At 72.2% G+C, this 14,904-nt stretch carries 13 protein-coding genes; 11 read left to right on the top strand and 2 right to left on the bottom strand.

Translation table 11 applies throughout. The annotated features are described in order from the left end of the window. Positions 1–128: 128 nt before the first annotated feature. The 5 genes from ACFYZE_RS17555 (at position 129) to ACFYZE_RS17535 (ending at position 5,076) form a co-directional block, all read left to right on the top strand. Positions 129–1,577, top strand: coding sequence for an MFS transporter (locus ACFYZE_RS17555; protein ID WP_388994148.1), 1,449 nt, complete (start codon positions 129–131; stop codon positions 1,575–1,577). Positions 1,578–1,609: 32 nt separating this feature from the next. Next, positions 1,610–1,807 carry a hypothetical protein gene (locus ACFYZE_RS17550; RefSeq protein WP_103845121.1) on the top strand — a complete coding sequence of 66 codons (198 nt, stop codon included), beginning with the start codon at positions 1,610–1,612 and terminating at the stop codon, positions 1,805–1,807. Continuing rightward, positions 1,807–2,175, top strand: a complete 369-nt coding sequence (locus ACFYZE_RS17545) for a Fic family protein (RefSeq protein ID WP_366024802.1) — start codon at positions 1,807–1,809, stop codon at positions 2,173–2,175. Before ACFYZE_RS17550 ends, ACFYZE_RS17545 begins: the two co-directional genes overlap by 1 nt. 141 nt (positions 2,176–2,316) lie before the next feature. After that, positions 2,317–4,128 carry a DEAD/DEAH box helicase gene (locus ACFYZE_RS17540; protein WP_388994144.1) on the top strand — a complete coding sequence of 604 codons (1,812 nt, stop codon included), beginning with the start codon at positions 2,317–2,319 and terminating at the stop codon, positions 4,126–4,128. Positions 4,129–4,434: 306 nt separating this feature from the next. Further along, positions 4,435–5,076 carry an IclR family transcriptional regulator gene (locus ACFYZE_RS17535; protein ID WP_200417667.1) on the top strand — a complete coding sequence of 214 codons (642 nt, stop codon included), beginning with the start codon at positions 4,435–4,437 and terminating at the stop codon, positions 5,074–5,076. A 234-nt stretch (positions 5,077–5,310) separates the two neighbouring features. Here the strand turns inward: ACFYZE_RS17535 and ACFYZE_RS17530 are convergent, their stop codons facing one another. Next, on the bottom strand, positions 5,311–6,873 hold the full coding sequence (locus tag ACFYZE_RS17530; RefSeq protein WP_388994141.1) for a PucR family transcriptional regulator: 1,563 nt from the start codon (positions 6,871–6,873) through the stop codon (positions 5,311–5,313). Positions 6,874–6,973: 100 nt separating this feature from the next. On the opposite strand from ACFYZE_RS17530, the gene ACFYZE_RS17525 reads away from it, so the two are divergent. The 4 genes from ACFYZE_RS17525 (at position 6,974) to ACFYZE_RS17510 (ending at position 11,448) form a co-directional block, all read left to right on the top strand. Further along, positions 6,974–7,825, top strand: coding sequence for a chorismate synthase (locus ACFYZE_RS17525; protein WP_388994139.1), 852 nt, complete (start codon positions 6,974–6,976; stop codon positions 7,823–7,825). Then, positions 7,822–8,931, top strand: a complete 1,110-nt coding sequence (gene menC, locus ACFYZE_RS17520) for an o-succinylbenzoate synthase (RefSeq protein WP_388994136.1) — start codon at positions 7,822–7,824, stop codon at positions 8,929–8,931. Before ACFYZE_RS17525 ends, menC begins: the two co-directional genes overlap by 4 nt. A gap of 126 nt (positions 8,932–9,057) precedes the next feature. Next, positions 9,058–9,849: a S16 family serine protease gene (locus ACFYZE_RS17515; RefSeq protein WP_388994133.1), complete on the top strand. Its 792-nt coding sequence runs from the start codon at positions 9,058–9,060 to the stop codon at positions 9,847–9,849. Positions 9,850–10,167: 318 nt separating this feature from the next. After that, a complete protein-coding gene (locus ACFYZE_RS17510) occupies positions 10,168–11,448 on the top strand; it encodes an MFS transporter (RefSeq protein WP_388994131.1) in 1,281 nt (426 codons plus the stop codon). Between the two features lie 61 nt (positions 11,449–11,509). Here the strand turns inward: ACFYZE_RS17510 and ACFYZE_RS17505 are convergent, their stop codons facing one another. After that, entirely contained in the window at positions 11,510–11,989 is a 480-nt protein-coding gene (locus ACFYZE_RS17505; RefSeq protein WP_388994128.1) for an Lrp/AsnC family transcriptional regulator, read from the bottom strand. 122 nt (positions 11,990–12,111) lie between these two features. On the opposite strand from ACFYZE_RS17505, the gene hppD reads away from it, so the two are divergent. Both hppD and ACFYZE_RS17495 read left to right on the top strand, forming a co-directional pair. Further along, positions 12,112–13,257, top strand: coding sequence for a 4-hydroxyphenylpyruvate dioxygenase (gene hppD / locus ACFYZE_RS17500; RefSeq protein ID WP_388994125.1), 1,146 nt, complete (start codon positions 12,112–12,114; stop codon positions 13,255–13,257). Between the two features lie 97 nt (positions 13,258–13,354). Then, positions 13,355–14,761: an FAD-binding oxidoreductase gene (locus tag ACFYZE_RS17495; RefSeq protein ID WP_388994122.1), complete on the top strand. Its 1,407-nt coding sequence runs from the start codon at positions 13,355–13,357 to the stop codon at positions 14,759–14,761. Positions 14,762–14,904: the final 143 nt, after the last annotated feature.

Genomic DNA, 14,904 nt, shown 5'->3' with positions numbered 1-14,904 from the left:
GGCCCTGCAACGGGACTGCCATACGCCGTTCATGAACCGGGCTCGGTTCGGTCCTAAGACCAAGGTCCCGGCCCATCACCGGCTCCTGACAGGAGCCAATCCCGGTCGAGCCCCTTACTCTGACCTGTATGACCGCCCTGGACCCCCGCGACACCGACGTCGCCGCCGCCACACCCTCCCCTTCCCACGCCACCGGCGGCGTGCTGAGCCGGCCGTACCGGGCCCTGAGCATCGGGATCGTCTCCGTCGTGCTGCTCATCGCCTTCGAGGCGACGGCCGTCGGTACGGCGATGCCGGTCGCCGCGCGGGAGCTGGACGGGCTGTCCCTGTACGCCTTCGCGTTCTCGGGCTACTTCACGACCAGCCTGTTCGGCATGGTGCTCGCCGGTCAGTGGTCCGATCGCAGCGGCCCTCTTTCCTCGCTGACCTGCGGCATCGCCGCCTTCGCGGCCGGTCTGCTGGTGTCCGGGACGGCGAGCGCGATGTGGCTGTTCATCCTGGGCCGGGCCGTGCAGGGGCTCGGCGGCGGACTGGTGATCGTCGCGCTGTACGTCCTCGTCGGCCGGGCCTACCCGGAGCGGCTGCGCCCGGCGATCATGGCGGCGTTCGCGGCGAGCTGGGTGATTCCCTCGGTGGTCGGCCCCCTGGCGTCGGGCGCGGTCACCGAACAACTCGGCTGGCGCTGGGTGTTCATCGGTATCCCCGTGCTCGTGGTGTTCCCGCTGGCGCTCGCCCTGCCGCAGATACGGCGGCGCGCGGGCGGTCCCGCCACGGAGACCGCCGCCCCCTTCGACGCGCGCCGCATCCGCCTGGCGTTCGGCATCTCCCTGGGCGCCGGACTCCTCCAGTACGCCGCCCAGGACCTGCACTGGGTCTCCCTCGTCCCCGGCGTCGCGGGCGCCGCCCTGCTCGTCCCGGCGGTGCTCGGACTGCTGCCCCGCGGCACCTGTCGGGCGGCGCGCGGCCTGCCGTCCGTGGTGCTGTTGCGCGGTGTGTCGGCGGGCGCGTTCATCGCGGCGGAGAGTTTCATCCCGCTCATGCTCGTCACCGAGCGCGGCCTGTCGCCAACCCTGGCAGGGTTCTCGCTGGCGCCGGCCGGCGCGACCTGGGCACTGGGCTCGTACATCCAGTCCAGGCCGCGCCTGGAGCCGTACCGGGAGCGGCTGATGACGCTCGGCATGGTGGTCGTCGCGGCCGCGATCGCCACCGCGCCCAGCGTGCTGATCCACGCCGTGCCCCCGTGGATCGTCGCGGTCGCCTGGGGTTTCGGCTGCTTCGGCATGGGCCTGGTCATCTCCTCGACCAGCGTCCTGCTCCTGAAGCTGTCCGCGCCCGAGGAGGCGGGCGCCAACTCGGCCGCCCTGCAGATCTCCGACGGCCTGTCCAACGTGGTGCTCCTGTCCGCGGGCGGCGCCGCGTTCGCCGCGCTCGGTGGCGGCACCGTCGCCCACACCGCCACGGACACGACCGCCCAGGGCTCCCATCCCGCAGCCTTCGCCGCGGTGTTCCTTCCGATGGCGGTGGTGGCGCTGGTGGGGGCTTGGGTGACCACGCGGCTGCGGACGGAATCCCGGTGACACCGAGTGGTACCACGTAGTACCGTCGAACCATGGCTGGACTGAACCTGCGGTTTACGGACGAGGAGCTCGAGGCGCTGCGCGAGCGTGCTGCGGCGGAAGGGCGCAGCATGCAGGCGTTCGCGCACGACGCCGTGATGTCGGCCATAAACGAGCACTCGCGTCTGTTCAACGAGGCGGCGGAGCACGTCCTGAAGGTCAGTGCGGAGCTGAACCGGAGACTCGCCTGATGCACTACCTCACGCTTCCCGAGCTGCTGAACCTGACGAAGCGGCTCGGGGTGGACGACGTGCGCGATTACGGGCTCCTGGACTCGGCCCTCGCGCGTCCTCAGTCGAGTGTGTTCGGTCAGGACGCCTATCCCGACGTGTGGCAGAAGGCCGCCGCGCTGATGGAGTCCCTTGCCCGCAACCACGCCCTCGTCGACGGGAACAAGCGCATCGCCTGGTACGCGACCTGGGTGTTCCTGCACGTGAACGGGCACCCCCTGGACGCGGACTTCGACGTGGACGAGGCCGAGCGATTCGTGCTGGACGTCTGCCAGGGCGCCTTGGACGTACCGAAGATCGCCGCCCAGCTGCCGCGCTTCGCGCGCTGACCGAGGTGCGTGCGTAGCGCGATGTGAGCTGAATCCCATCCCCGGCCGGTCCGGCGCTGTCCGAGCGTCGGCCGCACCGGGGCGCCGGTAGGGTGGCCCGGTTGTCGTACGCATCCCCGCCGCCCGACCCACACGGAGACCGTGAGTACCACCGCCGCCGCCAGCTCCAGTTCCTCGCACTCCCACCACCTCTCGCCCGCCTTCCCGGGCCGTGCCCCCTGGGGCACCGCCAGCAAGCTGCGTGCCTGGCAGCAGGGGGCGATGGAGAAGTACGTCCAGGAGCAGCCGCGTGACTTCCTCGCCGTCGCCACCCCCGGCGCCGGTAAGACGACGTTCGCCCTGACGCTCGCGTCGTGGTTGCTGCACCATCACGTGGTGCAGCAGGTGACCGTGGTCGCGCCGACCGAGCACCTGAAGAAGCAGTGGGCGGAGGCCGCCGCGCGGATAGGGATCAGACTCGACCCCGAGTACAGCGCCGGACCGCTCGGCCGGGAGTACCACGGCGTCGCCGTCACCTACGCCGGTGTCGGCGTGCGGCCCATGCTGCACCGCAACCGCGTCGAGCAGCGCAAGACCCTCGTCATCCTCGACGAGATCCACCACGCGGGCGACTCCAAGTCCTGGGGCGAGGCGTGCCTGGAGGCCTTCGAGCCGGCGACCCGCCGACTCGCCCTGACGGGTACGCCGTTCCGCTCCGACACCAACCCCATCCCGTTCGTGACGTACGAGGAGGGGGCGGACGGGATCCGGCGCTCGGCCGCCGACTACACCTACGGCTACGGGGCCGCGCTCGCCGACGGCGTCGTGCGGCCGGTCATCTTCCTCTCCTACAGCGGCAACATGCGCTGGCGCACCAAGGCGGGCGACGAGATCGCCGCCCGGCTGGGCGAGCCCATGACCAAGGACGCCATCAGCCAGGCCTGGCGCACCGCGCTCGACCCGCGCGGCGAGTGGATGCCGAGCGTGCTCCGCGCCGCCGACCAGCGGCTGACCGAGGTCCGCAAGTCCATCCCGGACGCGGGCGCCCTGGTCATCGCCTCGGACCAGGACTCGGCCCGCGCCTACGCCAAGCTGATCCGCGACATCACCGGGCACAAGGCGACCCTCGTGCTGTCCGACGACGCCGGTGCCTCCGACCGGATCGACGAGTTCAGCAACAACGACGACCGGTGGATGGTCGCGGTCAGGATGGTGTCCGAGGGCGTCGACGTGCCCCGGCTCGCGGTCGGGGTGTATGCGACCACCATCTCGACGCCTCTCTTCTTCGCCCAGGCCGTCGGCCGCTTCGTACGGTCCCGGCGGCGCGGCGAGACGGCGTCCGTGTTCCTGCCGACCGTGCCCGACCTGCTCTCCTTCGCCAACGAGATGGAGCGGGAACGCGACCACGTCCTCGACAAGCCGAAGAAGGACGGCGAGGCCGAAGACCCGTACGCCGAGTCCGAGAAGGAGATGGACGAGGCGAACCGGGAGAAGGACGAGGACACCGGCGAGCAGGACATGCTGCCGTTCGAGGCGCTGGAGTCCGACGCCGTCTTCGACCGGGTCATGTACAACGGCGCCGAGTTCGGCATGCAGGCCCACCCGGGGAGCGAGGAGGAGCAGGACTACCTCGGCATCCCGGGGCTTCTCGAGCCGGAACAGGTGCAGTTGCTGCTGCAGAAGCGGCAGGCCCGGCAGATCGCGCACAGCAGGAAGAAGCCGGACGCGGAGGCCGACCTGCTGGAGCTGCCCGCGGAACGGCGGCCCGTGGTCACGCACAAGGAACTGATGGAGCTGCGCCGGCAACTGAACACGATGGTCGGGGCGTACGTCCATCAGAGCGGGAAGCCGCACGGCGTGATTCACAACGAGCTGAGGCGGGTGTGCGGGGGCCCGCCGAGCGCGGAGTGCACGGCCGGGCAGTTGCGGCAGCGGATCGCGAAGGTCCAGGAGTGGGCCACGCGGATGAAGTGACCCCGACGAAGTGGGGCCAGGGACTGGCTGACCGGGGGACGTATCTCCGCAAACCGAACCACTCCCCACCGGCCACTGACCGGATTCTGGACGGAGCCTTCCGCTGAGCGAACCGGCTCGCTACTGTCCCGCTACGCACACGCCCCGTGGCAGCGCCGCCGCGGAGCGCAGCCGTGAAGCGACAGAGTCCGGGAGCCGCCCGGGCCGCCAGCCGATCGGCGGCCTCTGAAGCGCGTCGCCGACGGGACTCGGTGTCGCATCCGCCGCGAAGGGGGCCGTCGACCTCACCACTAAGGAGTGGGCGTCGTGACCGCGGAGACTTCCCAGACGCTCGACCGGGGCCTCAGGGTCCTCAAGCTGCTCGCCGACACCGACCACGGGCTGACCGTCACCGAGCTCTCCCACAAACTGGGCGTGAACCGCACCGTGGTGTACCGGTTGTTGGCCACGCTGGAGCAGCACTCGCTCGTACGCCGCGACCTGGGCGGCCGCGCCCGGGTCGGGCTGGGCGTACTGCGTCTGGGGCGCCAGGTGCATCCGCTGGTGCGGGAGGCCGCGCTGCCCGCGCTGCGGTCGCTGGCCGAGGACATAGGGGCGACCGCGCACCTCACGCTCGTCGACGGCGCGGAGGCGCTGGCCGTCGCGGTGGTCGAGCCGTCGTGGACGGACTACCACGTGGCGTACCGCGCAGGGTTCCGGCACCCGCTCGACCGGGGAGCCGCGGGCCGGGCGATCCTCGCCGCCCGCCGGCAGCCCATCGCCGAGCCCGGGTACACGCTCACGCACGGCGAGTTGGAGGCAGGGGCCTGCGGGGCCGCCGCACCGCTGATAGGGGTGACCGGGGTCGAGGGCAGCGTGGGCGTCGTGATGCTGGCGGACTCGGTACCGGAGCGGGTGGGCCCGCGGGTGGTGGACGCGGCGAGGGAGGTGGCGGAGGCACTGCGCTGACCGCCGGCTGTCCAGGACCCTCGGCTGTCCAGGGCCCTCAGCTGTCCAGGACCCTCAGCTGTCCAGGACCCTCAGCTGTCGGGCCCTTGACTGTCCAGATCCCTGGCCGTCCAGGGCACTTGGCCGTCCAGATCCTCGGCTGTCCAGATCCTCGGCTGTCCAGATCCTCAGCCGCCCAGGACCCTCGACCGTCCAGATCCTCAGCCGTCCAGGACCCTCGGCTGTTCGAAACACTCAGCCGTTCAGAACCCTCAACTGCAGCCACAGCGCCAGCCGTTCATCCGCGTCGTCCAGGTCCACCCCGAGCTGCCGCCGCACCTGACGCAGCCGGTACCGGCACGTGTTCGGGTGCACGGCGAGCCGTTCCGCCGCACTCCCCACATCACACCCCGCCTCCAGCCACGCGAGCAGTGTCGCCGCGTACTCCGTGCCGTGCCCGAGGTCGTACGCCACGACCTCCTCCCACGCGCCCGCGGCCAACTCCCGCCTGCCCCGCATCACCTCGGCGAGCCGTAGCAGCGTGATCCGGGCCCTCACCTGCCGCACGGACGCCACCGGCTGCTCCGGACCGAGCACCCGCAGCACCAGGTCCGCGTCCTGCCGCGAGGCGGCAGCCGCGGCGAGGGAGGGCACCACCTCCCCGAGCCCAGCCCGCACCGGCACCCGCAGCGCCCGTCCCGCCCGCCGCACGATGTCCTCCGCCAACCGCACGTGCCGCTCACCACCACGCTCTCCGGAAGCGGGCAGCAGCGCGTACACCACCCCGTCGACCAGCACGCACGCGTGGCGTCCGTACCGCGCCTCGCACTGCAGCCGTACGAGGTCCAGCAGCCGGAGCGTGGTCTGTTCGTCGTCCGGCGCGGAGGAGGCGGACGGGGCGGACACCGTGGAGTCGCAGTCCAGGACGAACGCGGCGACCCGTACGGCCTGGAGCCCCAGCCGGTGGGCGGCGGCGGCCGGGTCGGCGGCGCCCTCGAGGACGCGGCGCAGCAGGGCGCCGTCCTGGTGCCGGGCCAGTTCCCGCGCGGCACGCGCGCGCAGCAGGAGCAGGGCGGCCGTGGACGCTCCGCGCGCCAGGGCCTCCTCGGCGTCGGGTGCGAGCCGGCCGTCGTCCACCACCCACAGGGACCCGAGGGTCTCGCCGCCGGCGCGTACGGCGACGGCCAGCCGTGGCAGCGCCCCCGCGAGAGCCGGCAGCCGTACCGGGCCGGGGGCCGCGAGGACGGTCCGGTACTGCTCGGCGTTGTCCGGGATCTCCGGCACCCTCAGGCCGAGGATGCCCTGCCGACGGTCCTCGTCCGTGGCCTGCCCGGGAACCGTCGAGTAGGCGAGGATCCGCTGCCCCGGGTCCTCGATCGCGGTGGCCCCGCCGACGGCCGCCGCCACCGCGTCGGCCAGCGCGAACAACTCCCCGCGTGTGTCCCCGCCGCCCCCGGCCGCCGGGCGCGCGGCCAGCGCCGACGCCAGCAGCAGGTGCACCTGGTGCCAGGCCGCGTCCTCGTCCACGCAGAGCAGGGCGACCCCGGCCGCCTCCGCCTCGGCGACCGGCCCGTCCTCGCCCCGTACGACGACACCGGTCATCCCGGCCTCCGCCGCTGCCCGCACCAGCGGCGCGGCGGACCGGGGCGGCACGCCCACCGCGAGCAGCAGGGCTCCCGGGGTGCGGGGGAGCGGGGCGTGAGTGTCGTGGAGCAGCGCCTCGGTGACGGGCGCGGTCAGCCCGGCGGGCGCGGTGCGCAGGCGCAGGGAGGGTTCGCCGACGACGTCCAGCAGGTCGCCGAGCGTGCGGACGTCCATGGCAGTGCCCCCGGGTGTTTGGTCGATCCCCTCAGCAACGTACGCGTACGTTGTCCGTCTCCACAACGCGGACGCCCGCCACTCCTTCGACACTCGTGTCATGACTGCAGAGACGGACCGACCATCCGTACGCACCCACGCGGACGACGCCGACCACGCCGCCCGCGCGGCCGGGGTCACCGTGCGCACCGTGCACGACGTGAACGGTATCGCCGCCGTGGCCGACTTCTTCAGCGACGTCTGGCGGACCCCCCGGCAGGCCCCGCCGCTGCCTGCCGAGGTGATGCACAGCCTGGTGCACGCGGGCGGCGCCGTGCACGCGGCGTACACCCTGGACGGCGACCGGCTCGCCGGGGCCTGCGCCGCCGTCTTCGGGCCTCCGGCGTCCGCGGACGCGTACTCCCTGCTGGCGGCGGCCGACCGGGGCGTCGGATACGCCGTGAAACAGGCGCAGCGCCACTGGCTCCTGGAGCACGGCGCGCGCACCCTGCGCTGGACGTTCGACCCGCTGGTGGGCCGCAACGCCCGCTTCAACCTGGTCAAGCTGGGCGCGAGGGGCACCGAGTACCTGGTCGACTTCTACGGTCCGATGGCCGACGGCGTGAACGAGGGCGACGAGAGCGACCGGCTCACGGTGACCTGGGACCTGGCGGCGCCCCGCGAGGGGCGCGGGACCGGCGACCGCGCCGCCGCAGCCGTCACCCACCTCGCCCCCGACGGCGCCCCGCTCGCCCGCCGCTCCCACGACGACCGGCAGGTGTGGTGCCGGGTACCGGACGACATCGTCGCCCTGCGCGCCGCCGACCCCGCTCTCGCCCTGCGCTGGCGGCACGCCGTCCGCGACGTCTTCACCGGTGCCTTCGCCGAGGGGTTCACGGCGACGGGCATGTCCCGGGACGGCTGGTACACGCTCAGCCGAACGCTCACCCGAGAGGAGGAGTCCCCGGCATGAAGCTCGAACGCGTCGAGATCGTCCATGTGGCGATCCCGCTCGTGACCCCGTTCCGCACCTCCTTCGGGACGATGACCACGAAGGACACCTTCCTGCTGCACGTCGTCACGGACGCAGCCGAGGGCTGGTCGGAGTTCGCGGCCGACCCGGAGCCGCGCTACTGCTCCGAGTTCGTCGCCGGGGCCGAGATCGTCCTGCGGGACTTCCTGCTGCCGCGCGCCGCCGCCCTGCCGCGACTGGCGACGGCCGCGCTCGCCCCGGCCCAGGCGCAGGTCAAGGGGCACGAGCTGGCCAAGGCGGCGCTGGAGACGGCGGTCCTGGACGCCGAGCTGCGCGCGCACGGCATGCCGATGGCGACCTATCTGGGGGCGGTACGGGACCGGGTGCCGGCCGGGGTGTCGGTCGGCATCAAGGACTCCGTGCCCGAGCTGCTGGACGACGTCGAGCGCTACCTGGCCGAGGGGTACGTCCGCATCAAGCTGAAGATCGAGCCCGGCTGGGACCTCGAGCCCGTACGGGCCGTGCGCGAGCGGTTCGGGGACGCGCTGCCGCTCCAGGTCGACGCGAACACCGCGTACACGCTCGCCGACGCCGAGCACCTGCGGCGGCTGGACGAGTTCGGGCTGCTGCTGATCGAGGAGCCGCTGGAGGAGGACAACCTGTACGCCCACGCCCGGCTCCAGCAGCGCCTGGCCACACCCGTCTGTCTGGACGAGTCCCTGCACAATGCCCGCGACACCGCCTCCGCGATCGCCATGGGCGCCTGCCGCGTGGTGAACGTCAAGCCCGCGCGGGTGGGGGGCTATCCGGAGGCCCGGCGTGTGCACGACGTGGCGCACGCGCACGGGGTGCCGGTGTGGTGCGGCGGCATGCTGGAGACGGGCATCGGCCGCGCGCCGAACCTCGCCCTGGCAGCCCTGCCCGGCTTCACGCTCCCGGGCGACACCTCGGCGTCGGCCCGCTACTTCGCCGAGGACATCACCGAGCCGTTCGTCCTGGAGGACGGCCATCTGCCGGTCCCGTCCGGGCCCGGGATCGGTGTGGAACCGCTGCCGGACGCCCTACGGCGCTTCACGACGGGAAGGACGGACCTCTACGCGGCCTGAGCGAGAACCGGGCGCCTGACCGGGCGGCCTGAGCGAGAACCGGGGGCCTGACCGCGGGCGGCCTGAGCGAGAACCGGGGCCTGACCGGCGCCTGGCCAAAAGTGGCCGTCGCGTTAGATTGATCCCGTGCTCTCTCGCCTCTCCCGCCCCAAGGCCGCCACCGTCTGCGCCCTGCCCGTCGTGGCCCTGCTCGCCACGGCGGTGTTCGCGCCGCTGCCGTTCGCCGTGGCGCAGCCCGGCATGACGGCGAACGTGCTGGGCCAGAACAAGGGCACCGCGGTGATCACGATCAACGGGGCGCCCACCCGCACGACGACCGGCCAGCTGCGGATGACGACCATCGAGGCGACGGGCCCCGACGCGCAGGTCTCACTCGGGGACGTGATCGACGGCTGGTTCCGCACGGACCGCGCGGTGCTGCCGCGCGACGCGGTGTACCCGAGCGGCGACACGGTCAAGGAGATCGAGCAGCACAACACCGAGCAGATGAAGCAGTCCCAGGACGCGGCGACCCGCGCGGCCCTGTCGTATCTGCACCTCAGCGACAAGAACGTGAAGGTCACGCTGAAGCTCGCGGACGTCGGCGGCCCCAGCGCGGGGCTGCTGTTCACCCTCGGCATCATCGACAAGCTGAACGGCAACGGCACGGGCGGCGACCTCACGGGCGGCCGCACGATCGCCGGCACGGGCACGATCGACTCCTCGGGCCAGGTCGGCCCGGTGGGTGGCGTGGCCCTCAAGACGCAGGCCGCCAAGCGCGACGGCGCGACGGTCTTCCTGGTCCCGAGGGCGGAGTGCGCCGACGCGAAGGCGGAACTGCCCAAGGGCCTGCGCCTGGTCCCGGTGACCACCCTCAGGAGCGCCATCGACGCCCTGGTGTCCCTCGAGAAGGCGAAGGACTCGGTCCCGAGCTGCTAGGCCACGGACCCCGGAGACCGGTCGACGGCCCTGGGGACCGGCACACGAACCCCGAGTCAATCGACGCACCGCGGGGGCTCTGCGGGAGCGATCTCTTCCGCTATCTTGTTACCGCGCCGTAGTTAACACCTCAACAAGGCCTGCCGGCGCGGCCTTTGCCTGTCTTCGGCTCCCGTTTCCGAGCGGAGTACCCCGTGACCCAGTGCTGTGTCATGCCCATGCAGGCCGAGACGGCTGAAGCACCCTCGTCCGCTTGAACGGCGGGGAACGCTCCGGCCGTCCGTCCGTGCACCCGCTCACCGAAAGCCGCCACACTTCGTGACCGTCTCCCTGTACGAGATCCAGCCGGCCGGCCGGCACGCCGCGGTGCCCACCGGCAGCCTGTTCCGACGGGTCTACGCGCCGCGCGCCTGCGACGCGCTCGCCTACTCCATGGCGACCTACGCCATGCCGCTCGTCGTGCTGGCGACCACCGGCTCCGCGTCCCTGACCGGACTGGCCTTCGCGCTGGAGTGGATCCCCCGGGTGGCCGCCTTCGGCTTCGCCGGTGACCTGGTGGACCGCAGTGGCGCGGCGATCGTGTGCTTCCTCGCCTCGCTCACCCGTGCCCTGCTGGTCGCGGGCGCCGCCGTCGTGCTGGTGATGCTGCCGCGGGGGACGGCCGAGACCGCCACCGTCATGGCGCTGGCCGCCGTGACCGGCGCCCTCACCCAGTTCAGCTTCATCGCCAACGAGGCGGTGGGCGCCATCGTCGGCCGCCGCGTCGAGGGGCGGTCCCACAAGGTGCAGCCGGTGCTGATCGGCATCGACCAGACGGCCACCCTCGTCGGCCCGGCCCTGGGCGGCGTGCTGCTCCTGACCGGGCCGACCCGCATGCTCGCGTGCCTGAGCGTGCTGTCCTTCCTGTCCGCCGGCCTCGCCCTGCAGACCCCGCCCACGCCCCTGCGTGCGGCGCGCCAGGGCGGACAGGGACGCCGCGGAGGCATGCGGGAAGGGTGGCGGACGCTGCGCTCCCTGCCCTCGCTGCGGCGGCTCGTGGCCGGCCTCGCCTGCTCGAACCTGGCACTCGGCCTGCTGCAGTCGGCCGGCCCCGTCCTCGTGGAGGACCACTTCGGCCGGTCGCCGGCCGCCGTCGGCACGCTCTGGTCGGTCGCCGCCGCCGCCACGCTGGTCGCGGTCACCTGCTGCCGGTTCGCGCTCGACCGGCTGGGCCTGTGGGGGGTCGGGGTCATCAGTGCGACCGTCGCGTCCGCCGCCTGCCTGGCGGTGCCGCAGGCCCCCTCCTACCTCAGCTACACAGCCCTCGTGGCCCTCTTCATGGCCGCCGACGGAGGGCTCACCGTGGTGCTGCGCACGCTGCGCTCGCTGACCATCCCGCCCGCGGCCTTCGGCACGACGCTGTCCCTGACGATCCTGCTCCTGCTGCTGCCCTTCCCCGTGGCGGGCGTCCTGCTCGCCGTCACCCCACCGCCGTATCTGACCGACGTCATCGGGGCGTGCGCCGTGCTGCAGGCGGTGACCCTGCTCGTCACCTTCGTACGGCTGCGCAAGGACCCGGTGCTGCGTGCCACGGCGGACCCGGCCGGGCGCGGGACCTGATCCCGCCACTGCCCCGCAGGGACCGGCCCCACCACTGCGCCGCGGGGCTCGGCCCCATCGCTCAGGCCTCCTCCCGGTCCTGCGCCGCCTGCTCCACCAACGGGATCACCCGCAGCGGTACCGGGTTCTCCATCACGATCGCCGTGGAGGCGCGGACGATGCCCTCGAAGCCGACCACCCGGTCGATCACCCGTTGCAGGTCCGCGTTCGAGCGGGCCACCAGACGGCACAGCATGTCGCCGCTGCCCGTCGTCGTGTGCAGCTCCAGGACCTCCGGGACCGTCGCCAGATGGGCCCGTACGTCCGCGCCCTGGCCCTGGCGGATCTGGAGCGTCGCGAACGCCGTGACCGGGTAGCCGAGCGCCGCCGGGTCCACCTCCGGGCCGAAGCCGCGGATGACACCGCCCGCCTGCAACCGGTCCAGGCGCGCCTGGACCGTGCCGCGGGCCACCCCGAGCCGTCGGGACATCTCCAGCACCCCGATGCGCGGCTCCCTCGCCAGCAGCACGATGAGCCGGGCGTCCAGATGATCGATCGCCATACCGCGCTCCTCGATGGTCATCCTGTACAGAACGCCCGGCGACACGGGCGATTCACTGAGCAGATTGCCCAGTCGAAAAGCAAACTATTGCGCACCTTGCGGCGCCGGGCGAGGCTGCCGCTATGACGCAGACCACACACCACGCCCCTGACACCGCGCGCGAGGCCGACCCCTTCCCGGTGAAGGGAATGGACGCGGTCGTCTTCGCCGTCGGCAACGCCAAGCAGGCCGCGCACTACTACTCCACCGCCTTCGGCATGCGGCTCGTGGCCTACTCCGGACCGGAGAACGGCAGCCGCGAGACCGCCAGCTACGTCCTGGAGAACGGCTCCGCCCGTTTCGTCCTCACCTCCGTCATCAAGCCGACCACCACCTGGGGCCACTTCCTCGCCCAGCACGTGGCCGAGCACGGAGACGGCGTGATCGACCTCGCCATCGAGGTCCCCGACGCCCGCGCCGCCCACGCGTACGCCCTCGAGCACGGCGCCCGTTCCGTCGCCGAGCCGTACGAGCTGAAGGACGAGCACGGCACCGTGGTCCTCGCCGCGATCGCCACCTACGGCGAGACCCGCCACACCCTGGTCGAACGCTCCGGCTACGACGGCCCCTACCTGCCCGGCTACGTCGCCGCCGACCCGATCGTCGAGCCGCCCGCCCACCGCACCTTCCAGGCGATCGACCACTGCGTCGGCAACGTGGAACTCGGCCGCATGAACGAATGGGTGGAGTTCTACAACAAGGTCATGGGCTTCACGAACATGAAGGAGTTCGTGGGCGACGACATCGCCACCGAGTACAGCGCCCTGATGTCCAAGGTGGTCGCCGACGGCACGCTCAAGGTCAAGTTCCCGATCAACGAGCCCGCCGTCGCCAGGAAGAAGTCCCAGATCGACGAGTACCTGGAGTTCTACGGCGGTCCCGGCGTCCAGCACATCGCGCTCAACACCAACGACATCGTGCGGACGGTCCGCACCATGCGGGCGGCCGGCGTGGAGTTCCTCGACACCCCGGACTCGTACTACGACACCCTCGGCGAGTGGGTCGGCGACACCCGGGTCCCCGTCGAGACCCTGCGCGAGCTGAAGATCCTCGCCGACCGCGACGAGGACGGCTATCTGCTGCAGATCTTCACCAAGCCGGTCCAGGACCGCCCGACGGTCTTCTTCGAGATCATCGAGCGGCACGGCTCCATGGGTTTCGGCAAGGGCAACTTCAAGGCCCTGTTCGAGGCGATCGAGCGCGAGCAGGCCAGGCGCGGCAACCTGTAGGCCCTCCCGGAAGCCGTCCCCCGGAGGAGCGCCGGCCCCCGGCGCGCTCCTCCGGGGACGCTCCGGGCTTCCCACCGCCGCCCCCCGGTGCGACGCTGTGATCATGAGCCGTATCGAAGCCCCGCGCGACGAAGTCACCGGCAACCTCCTCGACCGTCTCAGGGCCGGCCTGCCGGCCGAGGCCGTCCTGACCGACCCCGACGTCACGGCCTCGTACGCGAACGACATGGCGAGCTTCTGCGCGGCCGGGACCCCGGCCGTGGTCGTGCTGCCCCGCACCGTCGAACAGGTCCAGCACGTCATGCGGACCGCCACCGAACTGCGCGTACCCGTCGTCCCGCAGGGCGCCCGCACCGGCCTGTCGGGCGCCGCCAACGCCTGCGACGGCTGCATCGTGCTCTCGCTGACCAGGATGAACCGCATCCTGGAGATCGACCCGGTCGACCGCATCGCCGTGGTCGAACCCGGCGTCGTCAACGCCGCGCTCTCCCGCGCGGTGAACGAACACGGCCTGTACTACCCGCCGGACCCCTCCAGCTGGGAGATGTGCACCATCGGCGGCAACATCGGCACCGCCTCCGGCGGCCTGTGCTGTGTGAAGTACGGGGTGACGGCCGAGTACGTCCTCGGCCTCGACGTCGTCCTCGCCGACGGACGCCTCATGTCCACCGGCCGCCGTACCGCCAAGGGGGTCGCCGGATACGACCTCACCCGGCTCTTCGTCGGCTCCGAGGGCTCCCTCGGCATCGTCGTACGGGCGATCCTCGCGCTGAAGCCGAAGCCGCCCCGGCAACTCGTCCTGGCAGCCGAGTTCGCCTCCGCGGCCGCCGCCTGCGACGCCGTGTGCCGGATCATGGCGGGAGGGCACGTGCCGTCGCTCCTGGAACTCATGGACCGTACGACCGTCAAGGCCGTCAACGCCCTCGCCCACATGGGGCTGCCGGAGAGCACCGAAGCGCTGCTCCTCGCCGCCTTCGACACCCCGGACCCTGCCGCCGACCTCGCCGCCGTCGGCGCGCTGTGCGAGGCCGCGGGCGCCACCGAGGTCGTACCGGCCGACGACGCGGCCGAGTCCGAACTGCTCTTGCAGGCGCGGCGGTTGTCGCTCACCGCGCTCGAGGCCGTCAAGGGCACCACGATGATCGACGACGTGTGCGTGCCCCGCTCCAAGCTCGGCGAGATGCTCGAAGGGGTCGAGCGGATCGCCGAGAAGTACCAGCTCACCATCGGCGTCTGCGCCCACGCCGGTGACGGCAACACCCACCCGACCGTCTGCTTCGACGCCCAGGACCCCGACGAGTCCCGGCGCGCCCGCGAGTCCTTCGACGAGATCATGGCCCTCGGCCTGCGACTCGGCGGCACGATCACCGGCGAGCACGGCGTCGGCGTCCTGAAGAAGGAGTGGCTGGCGCGCGAGATCGGCCCGGTGGGCGTGGAGATGCAACGGGCCGTCAAACAGGTCTTCGACCCGCTGGGCATCCTCAACCCCGGCAAGCTGTTCTGACCCGTTCGGCCCACTGCTTTCGGGGTGTGTTCGGGGCGTGTGAAGGGCGTGCACGGTGTCGCCCGGAAAGGGGTGGGTACCGGCGGACCGGCAATGCCGCCTGCGCACTTCTGATAGATGTGGAGCCTCACACGACCCCCCGA

The organism is Streptomyces sp. NPDC001796, assembly GCF_042892355.1.
Lineage (GTDB): Bacteria > Actinomycetota > Actinomycetes > Streptomycetales > Streptomycetaceae > Streptomyces.
The sequence above is the reverse complement of the archived record's forward strand: the minus strand, read 5'-3'. Positions and strand labels throughout refer to the sequence as shown.

What these genes read in the sequence shown, in the direction of transcription:
- ACFYZE_RS17525 (WP_388994139.1), top strand. Translation starts at nt 6,974, where the DNA reads ATGACTGCAGAGACGGACCGACCATCCGTACGCACCCACGCGGACGAC.
- menC (WP_388994136.1), top strand. Translation starts at nt 7,822, where the DNA reads ATGAAGCTCGAACGCGTCGAGATCGTCCATGTGGCGATCCCGCTCGTG.
- hppD (WP_388994125.1), top strand. Translation starts at nt 12,112, where the DNA reads ATGACGCAGACCACACACCACGCCCCTGACACCGCGCGCGAGGCCGAC.
- ACFYZE_RS17550 (WP_103845121.1), top strand. Translation starts at nt 1,610, where the DNA reads ATGGCTGGACTGAACCTGCGGTTTACGGACGAGGAGCTCGAGGCGCTG.
- ACFYZE_RS17545 (WP_366024802.1), top strand. Translation starts at nt 1,807, where the DNA reads ATGCACTACCTCACGCTTCCCGAGCTGCTGAACCTGACGAAGCGGCTC.
- ACFYZE_RS17555 (WP_388994148.1), top strand. Translation starts at nt 129, where the DNA reads ATGACCGCCCTGGACCCCCGCGACACCGACGTCGCCGCCGCCACACCC.
- ACFYZE_RS17530 (WP_388994141.1), bottom strand. Translation starts at nt 6,873, where the DNA reads ATGGACGTCCGCACGCTCGGCGACCTGCTGGACGTCGTCGGCGAACCC.
- ACFYZE_RS17505 (WP_388994128.1), bottom strand. Translation starts at nt 11,989, where the DNA reads ATGGCGATCGATCATCTGGACGCCCGGCTCATCGTGCTGCTGGCGAGG.